Source organism: Paenibacillus turicensis (genome assembly GCF_017873435.1).
Taxonomy (GTDB): Bacteria; Bacillota; Bacilli; order Paenibacillales; family Paenibacillaceae; genus Fontibacillus; species Fontibacillus turicensis.
The window spans coordinates 351,639-369,766 of the sequence record NZ_JAGGKG010000002.1 but is presented as its reverse complement, the minus strand read 5'-3'; the positions used below and the strand labels follow the sequence as shown (position 1 = coordinate 369,766).

Below are 18,128 nucleotides of genomic sequence, written 5' to 3'. Positions count from 1 at the left end.
ATAAAAAATTATCCCCTCAGAGTTTAGAAACAGAGGGGATTCAATCATAACGTTTTTTTGTTTTTTAGACTGTCTACTTGACAGGGTGCAGTTCATTTACACCTTGGAAATAGCTCTTTTGTGATAACATGAAATGTATAGTGGTACTCTTATTCAAATTGAGCAAGTAATTCCGATAGTGTAATTGAGTTGTGGGCAGATGTCATGCTTTTAGATGAATTCATATCGTAGGATGCCTGTGAAGCGTTGAGAAAGCTTGGGTAAGATTCTGGGTAGGTTTGTGCTACAAATAAATATGTGCCGTCTATATTCACTTGAGTGGCGTCTTCAATTACAAAGGTTTCGTTTTCAAATTCACCACCAGGACGTTTCAAAAACAGAGTCGAATCTGTGCTGTCACCTTTTAAAACCTTATCAACTGAAATTTCATAAATAGAATAGGGAATACTTTCAGCTTCCACTAGCCCTGTGTCAGAATCAGCACCTTGCTCCACTTTAATATCAAGCATTTTATATTGAATACTTTTTACAGTGCCACTAAACACCAAGTCTGCAGAATCAACAAGGTCTTTAGCAGTATCATATTGTGGATAATCCGCATGAATGATTGTTACTTCCTTGCTGTGGCTACTAGAATCTAGCGTATCTATTTTACTTTGACAGCCTGATATGATTAACATCATAACAACTAAGGACACAATTACATACATATATTTATTTTTATTTCTATTTCTCATTGTTTATCGCCTCCAATATGGTCGTGTCTGAAAAATCATTCAAGGTCATCTATTCCCGCCTTTTCGTCCCCTACTGCGTTACTTTTCCTTGACTTACCCCCGGTAAGCCTGCGTAAATGTGGCTTGTATAGATCGGAAATTCGCCAACATCTGCTCCCTGCTGACTTTTCAGACACTCCCTAGTATTTTTTATTTACATTTTTAATATCAAAGGATTGAGGTGTAGTTAAGCTATTACGATTTCTTGAATGCTTCATCAGAGATGAGCTACTTGTGGATGGATTATCACACAGCCAAAAAACATGTCCGAACTCATGGGCAACGGTACTTTTCGCGAAGGAGTCAAAATTAGTAGCATCTTTACTGATCGTTCTAGCATTCACCTTAATCGTAAATTTAGTCGTATACCCCGTTGAAGTGTTATAGCTTTGGGAGCATAAGCCATACCAGCTATCATTAAATTTGGCGGCTTCAATCGTATTATTGCTTGAGGAGGAGGTGGAGATGGATACCTTTGCGCTGGAGCTATTCCAAGCAGAACGAGCATTGTTAATGATGGATACCCATGTACTGTTATAGCTGTTGGCATAGCTCTTTACAGTAATGCTTCCACTTTTAGATCCATAATTCAGGTAGGGATCAGCGGCATGAACCAGTGCGGCAGAACTAAGAAGTAAAGTGAAAATTAACACAAGTGAGCTTAGTTTTTTTACTTTTTTCATGTTATTACTCTCCCATCTACTCTAGCATTTAGATTAAATTTACTTACTCTAGTAAAAAATTCGATAGCCTCCCTTCAACATAAAAATGGAAAATAATCTTATTATGGTAATATTACAGTTAAATGGTAATGTAAATAAAACTTTTTGTAAATAACTAAAGTGGAAAAAATATGAATTATTATTTATATCTAGCAAAATATAATAGAGTGTTAGTTACATTTATTTTATGAACTATGATTAAAATTACTGAATTCATTTGGGTTTATTTTCTATAATGAGGAAACCTATTTTTCGATTCATTAAGGTTCTTGAAATTTTTAAAATGCATTAAGGGGGATTAGCGATGGGGACAATTGCTGTTATTGGTGGGGGAGAATTACGATTAGAAGAAACATTAGTATTGGATCAGGAAATTGTCAAGCTAACGGGTAAAGAAAAGCCAATAGCTTTATTTATTCCAACAGCAAGCTATGATGCACAAGGTTATTGTGAAACCTTTGACTTGATTTATGGTGAAAAGCTAGGTTGTGTAACGAAGCATTTGTTATTAACGATGCAGGAGTATACAGTGACCAAGTTAGAGCATTTAATATTGTCTGCTGATCTCATTTATGTTGGTGGGGGAAATACTCGATTTTTATTAGAAACTTGGCGAGAACTTGGTGTAGATAAAATTTTGAAGAAGGCATATCATCAAGGTGTCGTGTTATCTGGAATTAGTGCTGGGTCTATATGCTGGTATGAACATGGCTGTAGTGAAGAAGCTTCTGCAAGAGAGCCTAATGAATACAATTATGTTAGATTAGAGGGGTTAGGATTATTAAAAGGAAATCATGCCCCTCATTATAATGAAGGCGATTATGCTGTGAGCTTACAGCATATGGTGTCTGAGCATCAGGAAGTTGGGATTGGCATCGATAATAACTGTATGATTGTTTATAAGGAAGATCATTTTAAGGTTTTTACCTCTGAAGAAGGCGCTAGAGTCCATCGAATTATTGCCTGTAAACAGGGCGGTAGGGATGAGGTTAAAATTACTTCTCTTCCAGCAACAGATGAGGAGAAGCAGTTAGAGCATTTATATGGAGATAAATAAAGAGGTTGAAATTTTAAGGTTTAAATAAAGCAATTTCTAAAAGGCAAAGGTTAAGGTGACGGAATGAAAAGAGTAACTCGTAGTTGTTTTATTTTTATTTTAGTTTTTGGATTGTTACTTCTAGGTGAGAGAAGTTTTGCGGAGGAAATAACAAAAAAGACACCTCCAACTAAAGTGTTGGAATACAAAGTAGATTGGTTATACCCTATTCAGGACTTAGGTTATTATACAAGTTATGGTTTAGGGGCTCGTTCTAATGAGAATTATCGGAATGAACGTCTAGAGGGGACTACTGTTAATTTAAAAAATGGTGATGCCTATTTTATGGTTTGGAAAAAGAAGGACAGTAACAACAATGCCATTGTTAGTATAAACAATCAAGGGAAGCTCAATTGGATTTTTAAACCAAAGGTAGCTTTTGATGATTTTTTTCATCCTGTGGTGGATAGTCAAGGTAACATTTACTATTATTATAAAGTTAAAGGAGAACCAGTAGGTATTCATTACATTCAAGCTGTTGATAATAAAGGAAAAATTCGCTGGACAACAAAGTTAAAAACAACAGATTATAAAATTCATGAATATTGGCTCCGAACAAATGAAAAAGAAATATTGTTTTCAAGTGAAAGCAAAAAATATGCGATATCTACACAGGATGGAAAAGCAAAAGAATTGCCAAAAAATCAGCAGAAGAAGAAACTGATTATGGGTGAAAATAATGGGTACACGCTTTTCCTTGATAATAGCGATAAAGACGAAAGATTTTCAGTTTATGAGATATATGATATGAATTATAAGCTTAAAGGTAAATTTAAAGAAGAATTTAATGCAAATACATGGCTAAGTAGAGGCGATATCCATCTCATGGGGGATGGTAGTGTCCTATTTGGATTACATGAATTTGATCGAGGTTCTAAATTTGTATATTACGATCATACAGGCAAAAAAGTGTGGCAACATAACTATAAAGCTGCAGTTAGAGCGGGAGAATATTTTACAGACGGGAAAAAGATATTTGTTGGGGAGGATGATTCGCCCTTTGTGCATGGAATTGATCGACAAACAAAGGTGCTCGATCTAAGATCAGGAGAAACTTTAGGAAGCATTAAAGACGCCCTTCCATTGTATATAGGTTCGTATGAAGCTAAGTACAGACGTAATACACGCTTGGATACGATTGGAGTAAGTAATCAACTTATACCTAATGACTTGGATTTATACGCAAATGTTTTATATGATAATTATGAGACGGTTAGATTTAATCCAGATACATTAGAACCTAGATATACTGAGGATATGATGCAGTATGATATTTCCGATGGATTAGAACAATATTTAATTGAAAAAGGAATGGGTGATCCTCAAAAATATGGATTTTATAGCGCATCCACATTGGCGTTGAGTGGTGACATCATGTATTTTGAAAGTAGCTATGGTATCGGTAAAGCTCATTTAGTTGAAAGGGATTATGACCCAACAAAAGACGAGAAGAAGTGGGATTATGATTACTGGTACTATAAGACAACAGGGAGATTTTGATGAGTAGGCTTAAAACAAGTTTTCTCTTGCCATGTCCCATCAAATATGATAAAATTGCTAATGTTGTGAATTCGGTGGTCCTCTGCGGATGATGACGGAAAACGGATGGTTTTCCTGAAGAGGCAAGAACACCTTGGTGGAAGGAGGAAGTCATAAATGAATATCTTACAAGAAATTACACAAGAACAACTACGTAAAGATATCCCTAGTTTTCGTCCTGGTGACACTTTGAAGGTGCATGTTAAGGTAATCGAGGGAACTCGTGAACGTATCCAGTTGTTTGAAGGTGTAGTAATCAAACGCCATGGTGGTGGAATTAGCGAAACTTTCACAGTTCGTAAAATTTCCAACGGTGTAGGTGTGGAAAGAACTTTCCCATTGCACTCCCCAAAACTTGACAAAATTGAAGTGGCTCGTCGTGGTAAAGTACGTCGTGCTAAGCTGTACTATCTTCGTGAACTACGTGGTAAAGCAGCAAGAATTAAAGAAGCACGTCGTTAATTTAATGGCGATCATGAGGGGGCTTGTGTATTCAAGCCCTCTTGCTGTATTTATATGTATAAATTGCTCATAATAAACTAAAATAAAGTGAGGTTATGAAGGATGGAGCAGCATTCTTTTTCGGAGCCAGAAAATCATTCTGATGCAACTCAGGAAACCTCTACGAAGTCAAAAAATGAATGGCTTGAATGGCTAAAAGCAATTATTATCGCGGTTGTTTTAGTATTTTTAATACGTTGGTTACTTTTTGCGCCATTTATTGTAGACGGCTCCTCCATGCAACCTAATTTCCATAGTAGTGAAAGAATTATTGTAAACAAAATTTTGTATGATTTTAGAGCCCCTAAGCATGGTGAAGTAATCGTTTTTCATGTACCTACAGAAGGCCGAGACTTTATTAAACGGGTTATAGGTGTGCCAGGTGATACGGTTAAGGTGGAAGGCGATACCATCACAGTTAATGGCAAGGTGGTTGACGAGACTTACATTCAAGATGTCGTGAATGAGAAGCATAAAAATAATGAATTATATAATACAGAAGCTAATTTTCCTAATGATATAATAACGGATGGTGTTGTTCCTGAGGGACATGTATTTGTGCTTGGTGACAATCGCTCTAACAGTACAGATAGTCGCCGGATCGGATACGTTTCGTTTGATGAAATTGTAGGACGGGCAGACCTTGTATTCTGGCCATTAGCAGACTTTAAATTTATTAAGCATTAATGATAGAAGTGGCAGAGTTGAGGTGAATTAAAGATGACAATTCAATGGTTTCCAGGACATATGACAAGAGCACGTCGTCAAATTCAAGATAAGTTGAAGCTGATCGATGTTGTAATCGAGCTGCTAGATGCAAGATTACCTTTGTCCAGTCGTAACCCTATGATTGATGAAATATTACAAGGAAAACCACGGTTGATTGTATTAAACAAAGCAGATTTGGCTGATTCAGCAATCACTAAGCAATGGGTAGATTTTTTCAAAAAGGAAGGTCACATTGTTGTTGTAATTGATGCGTCTACAGGTCAAGGTACTAAGGAAATTCCAATGCTTGCTAAAGTGCTGTTAAAGGAAAAAATTGATAAGCAAATTGCGAAAGGGATTAATCCTCGTGCAGTTCGTGCTTTAATTGTTGGGATTCCGAACGTAGGAAAATCTACTCTGATTAACCGTTTGGCAGGTCGTAACATTGCTATCACTGGCGATCGTCCAGGGGTTACGAAAGGACAGCAATGGATTAAGGTAGGAACAGAGATGGAGCTGCTTGATACTCCTGGGATTTTGTGGCCTAAATTTGAGGATCAAAATGTTGGTTATAAATTAGCTGTTACAGGTGCAATTAAGCACGAAATTTTAAATGTCGAAGATGTTGCATTTTTTGCAGTGAAATATTTATCGCAATTTTACTGGGAACAGCTTAAAGAACGTTATGATTTAAAGGAACAACCCACAAACTTTGAAATTCCAGATGAGGTGGTTGGAATTATGGAGGATATTGGTCGCAAACGTGGGTGTATCATAAGTGGAGGTCGTGTTGACTTAGAAAAAACGTCTTCCTTATTTCTTAGAGAGTTAAGAGCTGGAAAAATGGGAAGCTACTCGATGGAGTCCCCACTATACTAAAATAAATTTAATCGTGCCGCTAACGCAAATGGGTTAGCGGTTTTCTTATTTTAAAATTCCGCTTTTATGTTAAAATAACAGGATGAGTGTGGGAATTGGATGATTTGGTTGATACTAGACTCTATCTTCATTAAGTCTGGTTTTTTACCGATAAAGAACGTATTATGCTATCATAAGAAATTATTTTTATAAAAGTATGAAGGTGAATAGATTGAGTGAATTGAATGAACCCAATGATTTATTAAGTTATGAAAAAGAATATTGGAACCTTTCCTATCAACATATAGCAGGCATTGATGAGGTAGGGCGTGGTTGTTTATTTGGGGATGTTGTTGCTGCAGCAGTGATTTTACCTGTCGGGCTCATATTAGAAGGTGTAAATGACTCTAAAAAGCTTAGCGCTAAAAAACGGGATCAGCTCTACGATGCAATTATGGAGCAAGCTATTTCTGTTGGTATTGGTCGGGTAGATGCGGCGATGATTGACAAAATTAATATAAAACAAGCGACCCGTTTAGCTATGAAAATGGCACTTGAGCAATTAAAGATACAACCTGATTTTTTATTAGTAGATGCTGAAAAGGTGGATGTATCAATCCCACAATTAGCAGTCATAAAAGGAGATGCAGCAAGTCAATCAATTGCAGCAGCATCAATTGTAGCGAAAGTGACCCGTGACCGCTTATGCCAAGGGGAATGGAACGCATTATACCCGGAATATGGGATTGGCATACATAAAGGATATGCAACTAAAATGCACAGAGAGCAAATACAGCTTTTAGGACCAACTCCGATGCATCGGAAAAGCTTTATGCGCAATTTATTTATAGAAGAGCAGACCTTATTTTAGTAGATTGGTTTATCCGGAGGGAAGTGAGTAGAAATGAACATTGGGCCACTCGTACGAAGTATGATCGGAGATTCTAAGCAAGGAGAATCCAAATCATTAGAGTTAAAAACAGGGCAAGTTGTAAGAGGGACGGTATTAAGTGTGTCTGATAATGGGCAGGAGGCTGTCATACAGGTTCAGGGAGTAAAGCTACATGCTACCTTGGAAACTCCATTGCAGCAAGGACAAACAACACTATTACAGGTCCAGCAACCAAATGAAGATGGTACAGTGGTATTAAAACCGATGGATTCCCTTCCTCAAAAAATGTTATCTGGCAATTCATTATTGCAGATTATGCAGTCATTAGGACTGGAGGATACTGAAAGTAATCGACAACTCATCAATCAAATGCAGGCTACAGGAGTTCCTCTTACAAAGGATAACGTGAATTTGCTAGGACAACTTTTAACAAATAGACCGCAGCAAGTCCCGCTTTCAGAATGGATACAGGCTGCAGGCATTGCGTTAGGTAGAGGACTTCCGGTCACAGCGCAATCGGTTGCAGGTTTACATCAAGCGATTTTTGGTCCTCCGTTACATGAGTTAATGTCTACTTTGGAGGATGGAATCAATCAATGGCTGAGTCAACAAGCTAAAGGTAATGGGCAAGCGACTCAACAAAGTAATAATCTAGGTACTCTGGTGAATCAAAACAACAATACTTTGGCAGGGGCGAATCCAACACTAACTGCGGGTCAAACTTCAACGCCTAATTCAGCTTTGGTTGAAACTGCGAATCAGTCTATGAATTCCAAAGCAAATGAATCACTTCAAGTAGCACAAGGGCAAGCTGGCGCTTCAGATCCAAAAACAGCAACAGCGATGCAAAAGCTAGAGCAAGCACTTGGGCAATTACGGCAAATATTGTCCTCTGATTCACTATTTGAGCCACAAGCCTCTAATTCTGCTAAAACCGTTTTGGATGCTACTGGTGGAGCATTAAGTGCAAAACAAACCCAAGAGTCTACGATAACAATGGAAGGTAAGGCACAATCACAATCTCCGTTGTTAAATGAAAGACAAGCTGGTGTGAATATTAACTCTGAACCATGGGTAGGGCGTGTATTAAAGTTATTAGGGGTTGAACATGAACAGCAGGTTCACCTTAATCAAAATAAAGGGGGAGTAGATGCCCCTTCGCCTTCATCAAAGGCGGTAAGCCCAGAAGCTACAGGGATAGAGGCACAAGGACAGGAACAAGGTAAGCATAAGAATATAGAGGCATCTACAGCTAATACAACACCTATAGCAAACAATGTGGCTTCATCCAAGCTGGAGTCAGCGACACAAGGCATAAATTCAGAGCGTATTGCATTTGTAGACAAGGCAATAAATCAACATCCAACATCAGAATCCCTCAAAGGCTTATTGCTACAATTAGCGGATGCAGATGAGCTACCGGCCCCTTTGAAGGAGGTAATTAAGCAGGTTGTACAGCAATTAACAGGTCAGCAGCTTTTGTTGAATACGGATCGGACGACCCCTTTTGCCCAAGTTACGATGTTTTTACCTTTTTTTGGACCGGATGGACAACAAACTGCAGCTGTTCACATCGAATCAAGACGTGGACGCAAAGGCGAGTTAGACCCCGCTAATTGTCGATTATGGTTCGATTTACAGATGAAGGCTTTGGGGCAAATTATGGTGGATGTACAGGTGGCAGATAAGAAGGTGCTGCTTAAAATCTTTAGTGAGCATGATACAGCAGGGGTATTTCTAGAATCACGTAAAGCTGAAATTGAAACCGCACTAGAAGCGACAGGTTATCACTTACTTTCTTTAAAAATAGAGCAACTAATTCCTAATGAAACAGAGGAAGTAGTTAACCGAGATTTGAGCATGGCAATGTCATACACACCCAGCGAATATAAAGGGGTGGATTATCGAGTATGAGTGAACGAGAAGACCAGACAAAATTTGCTTTTAAAAAGGCAGTAGCCTTAAAATATGATCCCTCCCAGTTAGATGCACCAAAAGTAGCAGCAAAAGGACAAGGTCTACTTGCAGATAAAATATTGGAGATGGCAAAGGAAAATGGGATACCTATTCAAGAGGATCCTGCTTTAGTGGAAGTGTTGTCAAAGCTAGATCTGGATCAGCAAATCCCCCCTGAGTTGTATAATCTAGTAGCAGAAATCCTTACCTTTATTTATCGTTCTGATAAGCTGGCTGAAAGAGGCGGGAATCCTTTATGAGGCTTAACCAACAAAAAAATGATGAGAACCGTAAAAAGGGTAACCGCAGAGCAGTTGGCACACAAGCGGAGGAAGCTGCTGTACAATATTTACAAGAGAAGGGTTATCGTATTATAGCTCGCAACTGGTATTGCTCTACAGGAGAATTGGATATCATTGCGGAGGATTTAAGTCAGCTTGTGATCGTGGAGGTCAGAAGTAAACGTGAAGGTTCAATATATGGTACAGCAATCGAGGCTATAACACCATCAAAAATAAAGCAAGTACGCAAAACAGCGTCTTATTATTTATATAAGACCGGCAATAGTGAGGCTACTGTTCGCTTTGATGTCATTGCAATTACGACAAATGACGATGGAGCAAGTCATATTCATCATATCGAAGGTGCATTTTAGGAGTTGCAGATAAAGCCTGTATCGTAGATTAGTAATAATCATTGATACAGGCTTTTTTGAATATTTATTAATCCACTAACGTCCTTTAATTTAAGAAACTTTTGACTGCATCGATTACTGCCTTGGGTTGGTAAATTTGAATAGAATGCCAGCTTTCCTCAACAATAATCTGTTTTGTGCACTTAGTTAGCAGTAACAATTTTTTTTGGTCTTTTTTCCAATCTTCACTTTGTTTACCCGCCGACATTACGATTACAGGTAAGTCTGGCTTTAGAGGAGGCGCGTGCTTCAACTGAAGAGCACTTTTATGGGTAGACAATATCTCAGAGTATGCAGCTTTAAAAGCATTATTTCTAAGACCCAAGGAAGTAACAATGCGTTGTATATCGGTAGGTAACCTTTTTGCTCCAATATGTCTTTTTATTATACGAGGGAGGCCAATTGGCGATAATAAATAACCCAATCTAGCAATCTTCAGAATTTTTTTTCGATCGCTTTTTCTGTTGTCCTCCATATTTTCAGTAAAATAACGATCTTCATGTACTGAATCCACGAGAATTAATCCGGCCACTTCCTCTGGATATTCGCTTGCAAATAACTTCATCATCATTCCACCGTAGGAATGACCAACAAGGATGTAGGGTGGAACTAGATTCATGTTATGTAACAATAGTCGAAGATCATCAACATAATGTTGGCATGTTGGTTGTTCTATTGTTTCAGTGCTCCATCCAAAGCCAGCACGATCATAAGAGAGCACCGCTGTATGTTTAGATATTTCGAGTTGTACAAGTGACCAATCTAGTGAGCATCCCCCCCATGCCTGACTCTAGTATTACCGTAACATTATTATTATGTTCACCTGTAACAAGAGCATGTAAGTGCCGTTCACCAATCTGAACAAGCTGTCCAGTAGGTTTATTATTTTGCATATAATGATGTGAAACAATAGTTTGATATGTTGTCAAAGGAAAACCGATGATGGAGATGGCTAATCTAATAATTTTTTCAAAGCTTGTTATCTGAGACATCCTTTTCCCCCTAAAAATATTTAGACTCAATATATTATAAACTTTTTCTGAAATTTCTCTTTCTATATTTTTGCTCTATAAAGAAGATGAACTATTACAGTCCTTGGAAGAAAAATCAAATCCATAAGACCCAAGTCTTAAATTTGTTGGTCTAATTGACGATATTGAATCGCTTCGGCAATATGTCTTGACTCCACGATTTCACTTTGCTCTACATCTGCAATGGTACGCGCAAGCTTAATAATACGATCATATGCACGCATACTTAAGCCTAATGCTTCAAAGGATTGATTAAGGATATCATAAGCTGCTGGACTAAGCTTACATAATTCCTTTATGGCTCGGCGGTTTAGTTCGCTATTATAACGTATTTGCGTTCCGAAATAACGTTTTTGTTGCATCTCTACAGCAGTTAGCACACTTGCACGCATCTCAGCGGAACTAAGTGGACTGGTATCATTTTTTAGATTTTTAGGTCTAGGGACCTCCACCTGCATATCAATTCGATCTATCAAAGGTCCAGAAATTTTCTCTCGATATTGGGTAATACGGTATGACGTACATGTGCACTGTGGTAATGGAGGTTCACTTAAATAATATCCACATGGGCATGGATTTAAAGAAGTAGCAAGTAAGAATTGTGCTGGGAACGTAAAGGAAGCTTTACTTCGACTTATGGTCACCTGATGCTCCTCTAAAGGTTGCCGTAACACCTCTAGCGCTTCACGCTTAAATTCTGGCAACTCATCTAAAAAAAGCACACCATGATGTGCTAGGCTAATCTCACCCGGCTTAGGGATCAAGCCTCCACCTGCTAAACCACTTGCGGAAATCGTATGATGGGGAGCGCGAAAAGGACGCTCAGCAATAAAGTGGAAAGGAGAGACATGAAAACGACCAGCAGAGCTATATATTTTTGTGACCTCTAATGCTTGCTCATTAGTTAGTGGAGGCAAAATTGTTGGCAATCGCTTAATGAGCATACTTTTCCCTGTGCCTGGCGGTCCGATAAGCATCAGATTGTGCATTCCTGCCGCCGCAATGGTGAGCGCACGCTTGACATGATGTTGTCCCAAAACATCCCGATAATCGTCTTGAGAAGGGAGAGCAGGATGCTGGTTACTCTCTTGGATGAAGGCAGAATTTGCTTTTAGATGGGCTAACCTAGCTATCGAAGCTTTTGATTCTCCTGATTCTCCTGATGATGGCGATAATGATGATTGTGTGAGCCCACGCAAATGAGACATGCAATACACTTCAATCCCTTGGATCAAGCTAGCCTCCTGTACATTTAAGCTAGGGACAAGTACAGCTTTAAAGCCTTTCTGCTTAGCTAAATCAACCATAGGCAATACACCACGTACAGGTCGCAATGTGCCATCTAATGCTAATTCCCCAATTATCAACATGTCTTCATACTGAGGGAGAACAAGCTGGCCACTTGCAATTAAAATGCCAATGGCGATGACTAGATCAAAAGACGCTCCTTCTTTTCTCATATCTGCAGGAGCTAAATTGATCGTGATTCTACCAACTGGATAAGCAAAATCACAATTTTTAATGGCAGCCCTAACCCGATCTACAGCTTCACGTACAGCAGAATCAGGTAATCCGACAATATAGGTTTGAGGTAGTCCGTTAGTCAAATCAATCTCAACCTCAATTAAAGCACCATCGACGCCATAAATGCAGGCGCTACATAACTTTGCATACATAAAAACACCTCATTTCCAACATCGTGTATGTGATGAGCATACGTTTTGTTTTGGCAAATAGAGGTGCTTCCTCATTTTTTAAATTTTAAATTTTTTCTTCTATTATAACGTAGTTAATCTGAACATCATTTTAGAGCAAATGAAATATATTGTCAAATGTTGGCTGTTTGCATATATACATAAGTAATATTTTATGGTAATCTTTTGAAAGTGAACTTAGTAATATTTCAAGGATCATATCATCAATCATCTTTTAATGAAAATTAATTTATTCCAAAGGTAAGCAACCTTTCTGGCTTTAGGCCAAAGGGTTGCTTTTTTGCTACTTATTTGCAGTCAAAGGAAATAAACATGCTAGAAGAGGAGGATGTCTCCATGGATAAAAGGTGGATTTTAGCAGGCTTAGATGCTTGTCCAGGCGTGGGATGGAAAACAATAAAGCAAGTCGTGAGTTATGATGATCAATGGGAGCATGCATTACAATTTTCGATTTCGGATTGGGAAAAAAGAGGGATTGGCTCAAAGCTTGCAAATTCGCTTGTGAAGGTTTTTAATAAACATTGGTTAACTGAATATATTCAGATTATGCATACAAAGAAGATTGAAATCATTCCCTATTTTGATGAGGAGTATCCGCTTTTACTTCAAGAAATGGATACGCCACCTTGGATTTTGTATGCAATCGGTAATGTTTCACTTCTATCTAAAATGTCTATAAGTATAGTCGGAACAAGAAATCCTACTAGCTATGGACGTAAAGCGAGTGAGATATTAGTGAAAGGTTTATGTGAAGCAGATGTTACGATTGTAAGTGGGTTAGCAAGGGGTATTGACGGAATTTGTCATCAAACGTCATTAGATTGTAACGGCACAACGATCGCTGTACTTGGTACTGCAATTGATGTCGTTTATCCGCGAGAACATGTAAAGCTATATCAACAAATCGCGGAATCAGGGTTAATTGTTTCACAATACCCAATAGGTACGAATAGTCATCCTGGGCTATTCCCACAGCGAAATAAAATAATCGCAGGGTTAGCAAAGGGAACAGTGGTTGTAGAAGCGGACATAAAAAGTGGTTCACTTATTACTGCAGATCGCGCACTTGAATACAATCGAGATGTGTTTGCAGTACCAGGTCCAATTACGTCACCAAAAAGTAGAGGTTGCTTGGATTTATTAAAACAAGGTGCAAAAATTGTAACTAGTGCCAGTGATATTTTGGAAGAATATAATATAAATATAGGTACAATCCATTGTAAGGAAATTAGTGGATCTGAACAAAACAAGTTGACAGATGACGAGTGGCGCATATACCATATGTTGGAGCAGGGCAAATTAAATTTTGATGAGTTGCTGATTTTAACATCTTGGGATTTTGGACATTTACATTCTGTTCTGTTATCTTTAATCATGAAAAAAGTAGCGACTCAGTTACCTGGTTCTGTATATAGCTTAGTATAGTCCATTTCTGATTAGAGTAGCTGAGCATGTGGCTATATGATATTTATATATGACATTAAGAAATGTTTTTTAGTTAGTGAGAGGGGGATGTACCTGTGGCGGACTCACTGGTCATCGTGGAGTCGCCTGCCAAGGCGAAAACGATTGGTAAATATTTGGGTAGCAAATATATTGTTAAAGCATCAATGGGACATATACGCGACTTACCTAAAAGCCAAATCGGGGTTGAGGTTGAAAATGACTTTAATCCAAAATATATTACCATTCGTGGTAAAGGTTCAATATTAAAGGAATTAAAAGATGCGAGTAAAAAAGTGAAAAATATTTATCTCGCAGCTGACCCCGATCGTGAAGGAGAGGCTATTGCTTGGCATTTAGCACATGCCCTTGATGTAGACCAATCCAAAACGTGCCGGGTTGTATTTAATGAAATTACGAAGCAGGCTGTAAAGGATGCGTTTAAGACACCACGAAAAATTAATATGGATCTTGTGAATGCACAGCAAGCTAGACGTATCCTTGATCGACTAGTTGGATACAAGATTAGCCCATTGCTATGGAAAAAGGTTAAAAAGGGATTGTCTGCTGGACGCGTACAATCTGTAGCAGTAAAAATTATTATGGATCGTGAAAATGAAATTTCTGCATTTATTCCTGAAGAATACTGGAGTATTACTGCGAAGCTAAAAATTAATGAAACTGCCTTTGAGGCGAAGTTCCATAAGCTTAACGGTGAAAAGCTAGAATTACATCGTGAAGAAGAGGTTAACAAAATTTTATCTTCTATTGAGGGAGCTGCCTTTGAGGTTGCAAAGGTAAAGGAAAAGGAACGCTTGCGGAATCCCGCAGCGCCATTTACGACAAGCTCACTTCAGCAGGAAGCAGCACGTAAATTAAACTTTAGAGCGGCAAAAACGATGTCTGTTGCTCAACAGCTTTATGAGGGTGTCGATTTAGGTAAGGAAGGTACGGTAGGTCTTATTACTTATATGCGTACTGACTCTACACGAATTGCAGAATCAGCTCAGACTGAAGCAAAGGAATATATCGCCCATAAATATGGCGATGCCTATATTCCTGAAAGCCCAAGACAATATTCCAAAAAGGCAGCAAATGCACAGGATGCACACGAGGCGATTCGTCCTACTTCTGCATTACGTGATCCAGATTCTGTTAAAGCATTTATGAGTCGAGATCAATATCGCTTATATAAATTAATCTGGGAGCGCTTTATGGCAAGTCAAATGGCTTCTGCTGTGCTAGATACATTAACAGTGGATATCCAAGCCGCAGAGACAACTTTTCGTGCTGTGGGCTCTAAAATTGCTTTTCCAGGGTTTATGAAGGTATATGTAGAGGGTAACGATGATGGCACAGCTGAAGATGATAAGTTTTTACCTCCGTTACAGGTAGGGGATCAGCTTACAACTGAAGTTATTGAACCAAAGCAGCACTTTACACAACCTCCACCTCGCTATACTGAGGCAAGATTAGTTAAGACTTTGGAGGAATTAGGGATTGGTCGTCCTAGTACGTACGCACCAACACTTGAGACGATTCAAAAGCGTGGCTACGTCGCAATTGAAGAGAAGAAGTTTATGCCTACTGAGCTTGGTGAACTTGTTATTGAGCAAATGGAGCAGTTTTTCCCCGAGATTTTGAACGTAGAATTTACGGCGAATATGGAAAATGATCTTGACCATGTTGAAGAAGGCGATGAGGATTGGGTTCGTGTATTAAGTCAGTTTTACGAATCTTTTGAGAAGCGTTTAGAAGTGGCAGAAGAAGAAATGAAAGAGATTGAAATCGAAGATGAAGTCTCTGATGAGTTATGTGAAAAATGTGGCAGACATATGGTTTATAAAATCGGACGTTTTGGCAAGTTTTTAGCTTGCTCAGGGTTCCCAGAGTGTCGTAATACGAAACCAATCATTAAAGAGATAGGTGTTACTTGTCCAAAATGTAAAGAAGGACATGTCGTAGAGCGTCGCAGTAAAAAGGGAAGAGTATTTTATGGGTGCAACCGTTATCCTGAATGTGATTTTGTATCTTGGGATAAGCCATCTATGAAACCGTGTCCTGAATGTCAGTCGATGATGATTGAGAAACGCAGCAAGCAAGGCATCAAGCTTAACTGTACAGCTTGTGATCATTCTGAGATGGTCGAGGAACCTGATGAGGCTGCTGAATGATAAAAGTTTGTGGGGGATAAAATTATGACCGAGTTAACTAAGGGAGTTACAGTAATCGGAGCAGGGCTTGCAGGTAGTGAAGCAGCTTGGCAAATTGCTAAACGTGGAATTCCTGTTACATTATACGAAATGCGTCCAGTGGTCAAAACCCCTGCGCATCATACCGATAAATTTGCAGAGTTAGTATGCAGTAATTCTTTACGCGCCAACGGTTTAACTAATGCTGTAGGTGTATTAAAGGAAGAAATGAGAATGTTAGATTCGCTAGTGCTAGGTGCAGCAGATAATCATGCTGTGCCTGCTGGCGGAGCATTGGCAGTGGATCGTGATGGGTTTTCTGGAGAAATCACAACAACACTTCATGAGCACCCACTTGTCACAGTTGTAAATGAAGAGCTGCAGCAGTTACCTGAGGAAGGGATTGTTGTTGTCGCAACAGGCCCCCTTACCTCACCAGCGTTATCAGAGCAGATACAAAAGCTAACTGGACAGGAGTATTTTTATTTTTATGATGCTGCTGCCCCAATTATAGAAAAAGATTCAATTGATATGAACAAGGTATATTTAGCTTCTCGCTATGATAAGGGTGAGGCGGCATATTTAAACTGCCCAATGACTGAAGAGGAATTTGATGCTTTTTATGATGCCTTGATTACAGCTGAGGTAGCTCAGTTAAAGGAGTTTGAAAAGGAAATTTATTTCGAGGGCTGTATGCCTATTGAAATTATGATGCGTCGTGGTAAGCAAACCGCCTTATTTGGACCAATGAAGCCAGTTGGCTTGCCGGACCCAAAAACGGGGCAAATTCCTCATGCTGTCGTGCAATTGCGGCAGGACAATGCTGCTGCCACGTTATATAACTTGGTAGGCTTTCAAACCCATTTGAAATGGGGAGAGCAAAAACGGGTATTTTCCATGATTCCAGGACTAGAACAAGCGGAGTTTGTACGTTATGGGGTCATGCATCGCAATACATTTTTAAATTCTCCAAAGCTACTTGAACCAACCTATCAATTAAAAAGTAGACCTACATTATTTTTTGCGGGTCAAATGACAGGTGTGGAAGGTTATGTGGAATCAGCTGCATCTGGACTTATCGCAGGTATTAATGCAGCTAGAGCAGCAATGGATCAACAAGGTATTGTATTCCCAGAGGATACAACGTTAGGTAGTATGGCGAGATATATTACAACTGCAGATTTTGATAATTTCCAGCCGATGAATGCTAACTTTGGGTTATTCCCTAAGCTTGATACTCGTTATCGCAAAAAAGCAGAAAAAAATGAAGCTTTAGCTCACAGAGCGCTAAACAGCTTGAAAAGCTTTTTAGAAAATAAATTTTAGAACTAACATTTTCTTGATATTACAACTAACGGCTTCCCTACCTAAATTGGCGAAGTCGTTTGTATTTGGCGTATAATAGCTACATACTATTTGGTTTTTATTTAAGAGATAGAGAGGAGTACCTAAAATGGTTCCTACATTTCACGCAACAACAATTTGTGCTGTTCGGCACAATGGTAAATGTGCAATCGCTGGGGATGGGCAAGTGACCTTTGGTGAAAGTGTCATTATGAAGCAGACAGCTAAAAAGGTACGTCGTTTATATCGTGGACAGGTTTTAGCTGGTTTTGCAGGATCAGTTGCAGATGCCATTACGTTATTTGAGAAGTTTGAAGGAAAGCTAGAGGAGCATCATGGTAATCTACAGCGTGCTGCGGTAGAGCTAGCTAAAGATTGGCGTCAAGATCGTGTTTTGCGTAAGCTAGAAGCGTTACTAATTGTAATGGATAAAAGCGGAATGTTATTAGTATCTGGTGGTGGAGAAATTATTGAGCCAGATGATGAGATTCTTGCGATCGGCTCAGGCGGCAATTATGCCTTGTCTGCGGCACGTGCGCTCAAGCGACACGCTACAACCTTAGAAGCGAAAGATATTGCAAGAGAAGCCCTTCAGGTGGCTGCTGAAATATGTGTGTATACGAACAACAATATTATTGTTGAGGAGTTATAACCCGTGTTA

The 18,128-nt window shown here is 38.9% G+C and carries 18 protein-coding genes; 13 read left to right on the top strand and 5 right to left on the bottom strand.

Annotated features, from left to right (window positions below; all coding sequences use genetic code 11):
• Positions 1 to 149 precede the first annotated feature (149 nt).
• On the bottom strand, positions 150 to 737 hold the full coding sequence (locus J2Z32_RS04085; protein WP_210087879.1) for a hypothetical protein: 588 nt from the start codon (positions 735 to 737) through the stop codon (positions 150 to 152).
• 179 nt (positions 738 to 916) lie between these two features.
• Positions 917 to 1,459 (bottom strand): hypothetical protein, encoded by a 543-nt coding sequence (locus J2Z32_RS04080; RefSeq protein ID WP_210087878.1) that lies wholly within the window; start codon positions 1,457 to 1,459, stop codon positions 917 to 919.
• Between the two features lie 343 nt (positions 1,460 to 1,802).
• Here J2Z32_RS04080 and J2Z32_RS04075 point away from each other — a divergent pair, with 343 nt between their 5' ends.
• The 9 genes from J2Z32_RS04075 (at position 1,803) to J2Z32_RS04035 (ending at position 9,703) form a co-directional block, all read left to right on the top strand.
• Positions 1,803 to 2,555 (top strand): Type 1 glutamine amidotransferase-like domain-containing protein, encoded by a 753-nt coding sequence (locus tag J2Z32_RS04075; protein ID WP_210087877.1) that lies wholly within the window; start codon positions 1,803 to 1,805, stop codon positions 2,553 to 2,555.
• Between the two features lie 63 nt (positions 2,556 to 2,618).
• Positions 2,619 to 4,094 carry a hypothetical protein gene (locus tag J2Z32_RS04070; protein ID WP_210087876.1) on the top strand — a complete coding sequence of 492 codons (1,476 nt, stop codon included), beginning with the start codon at positions 2,619 to 2,621 and terminating at the stop codon, positions 4,092 to 4,094.
• A gap of 156 nt (positions 4,095 to 4,250) precedes the next feature.
• A complete protein-coding gene (gene rplS / locus J2Z32_RS04065; protein ID WP_210087875.1) occupies positions 4,251 to 4,595 on the top strand; it encodes a 50S ribosomal protein L19 in 345 nt (114 codons plus the stop codon).
• A gap of 102 nt (positions 4,596 to 4,697) precedes the next feature.
• Positions 4,698 to 5,321 carry a signal peptidase I gene (lepB, locus tag J2Z32_RS04060; RefSeq protein WP_210087874.1) on the top strand — a complete coding sequence of 208 codons (624 nt, stop codon included), beginning with the start codon at positions 4,698 to 4,700 and terminating at the stop codon, positions 5,319 to 5,321.
• Between the two features lie 33 nt (positions 5,322 to 5,354).
• The gene (gene ylqF / locus J2Z32_RS04055) at positions 5,355 to 6,221 is read left to right on the top strand and encodes a ribosome biogenesis GTPase YlqF (RefSeq protein WP_210087873.1); all 867 of its coding nucleotides are present in this window, start codon (positions 5,355 to 5,357) and stop codon (positions 6,219 to 6,221) included.
• A gap of 211 nt (positions 6,222 to 6,432) precedes the next feature.
• Positions 6,433 to 7,071: a ribonuclease HII gene (locus J2Z32_RS04050; protein ID WP_245251170.1), complete on the top strand. Its 639-nt coding sequence runs from the start codon at positions 6,433 to 6,435 to the stop codon at positions 7,069 to 7,071.
• Between the two features lie 33 nt (positions 7,072 to 7,104).
• Positions 7,105 to 9,006: a flagellar hook-length control protein FliK gene (locus J2Z32_RS04045; protein ID WP_210087871.1), complete on the top strand. Its 1,902-nt coding sequence runs from the start codon at positions 7,105 to 7,107 to the stop codon at positions 9,004 to 9,006.
• Positions 9,003 to 9,308: an EscU/YscU/HrcU family type III secretion system export apparatus switch protein gene (locus J2Z32_RS04040; protein ID WP_210087870.1), complete on the top strand. Its 306-nt coding sequence runs from the start codon at positions 9,003 to 9,005 to the stop codon at positions 9,306 to 9,308. The genes J2Z32_RS04045 and J2Z32_RS04040 overlap by 4 nt, the downstream gene beginning before the upstream one ends.
• Positions 9,305 to 9,703, top strand: coding sequence for a YraN family protein (locus J2Z32_RS04035; protein WP_210087869.1), 399 nt, complete (start codon positions 9,305 to 9,307; stop codon positions 9,701 to 9,703). The genes J2Z32_RS04040 and J2Z32_RS04035 overlap by 4 nt, the downstream gene beginning before the upstream one ends.
• An 85-nt stretch (positions 9,704 to 9,788) precedes the next feature.
• Here the strand turns inward: J2Z32_RS04035 and J2Z32_RS04030 are convergent, their stop codons facing one another.
• From J2Z32_RS04030 to J2Z32_RS04025, 3 genes are all read right to left on the bottom strand, one after another.
• The gene (locus tag J2Z32_RS04030) at positions 9,789 to 10,463 is read right to left on the bottom strand and encodes an alpha/beta fold hydrolase (protein ID WP_342453911.1); all 675 of its coding nucleotides are present in this window, start codon (positions 10,461 to 10,463) and stop codon (positions 9,789 to 9,791) included.
• Positions 10,464 to 10,473: 10 nt separating this feature from the next.
• The gene (locus J2Z32_RS22300; RefSeq protein ID WP_245251169.1) at positions 10,474 to 10,734 is read right to left on the bottom strand and encodes a hypothetical protein; all 261 of its coding nucleotides are present in this window, start codon (positions 10,732 to 10,734) and stop codon (positions 10,474 to 10,476) included.
• A 137-nt stretch (positions 10,735 to 10,871) separates the two neighbouring features.
• Positions 10,872 to 12,449 carry a YifB family Mg chelatase-like AAA ATPase gene (locus tag J2Z32_RS04025; RefSeq protein ID WP_210087868.1) on the bottom strand — a complete coding sequence of 526 codons (1,578 nt, stop codon included), beginning with the start codon at positions 12,447 to 12,449 and terminating at the stop codon, positions 10,872 to 10,874.
• A 375-nt stretch (positions 12,450 to 12,824) separates the two neighbouring features.
• On the opposite strand from J2Z32_RS04025, the gene dprA reads away from it, so the two are divergent.
• The 4 genes from dprA (at position 12,825) to hslV (ending at position 18,119) form a co-directional block, all read left to right on the top strand.
• Entirely contained in the window at positions 12,825 to 13,913 is a 1,089-nt protein-coding gene (dprA, locus tag J2Z32_RS04020; protein ID WP_210087867.1) for a DNA-processing protein DprA, read from the top strand.
• A 95-nt stretch (positions 13,914 to 14,008) separates the two neighbouring features.
• A complete protein-coding gene (gene topA / locus J2Z32_RS04015) occupies positions 14,009 to 16,105 on the top strand; it encodes a type I DNA topoisomerase (protein ID WP_210087866.1) in 2,097 nt (698 codons plus the stop codon).
• A 24-nt stretch (positions 16,106 to 16,129) separates the two neighbouring features.
• On the top strand, positions 16,130 to 17,449 hold the full coding sequence (gene trmFO / locus J2Z32_RS04010) for a methylenetetrahydrofolate--tRNA-(uracil(54)-C(5))-methyltransferase (FADH(2)-oxidizing) TrmFO (protein WP_210087865.1): 1,320 nt from the start codon (positions 16,130 to 16,132) through the stop codon (positions 17,447 to 17,449).
• A 127-nt stretch (positions 17,450 to 17,576) separates the two neighbouring features.
• The gene (gene hslV, locus J2Z32_RS04005; RefSeq protein ID WP_210087864.1) at positions 17,577 to 18,119 is read left to right on the top strand and encodes an ATP-dependent protease subunit HslV; all 543 of its coding nucleotides are present in this window, start codon (positions 17,577 to 17,579) and stop codon (positions 18,117 to 18,119) included.
• Positions 18,120 to 18,128 lie beyond the last annotated feature (9 nt).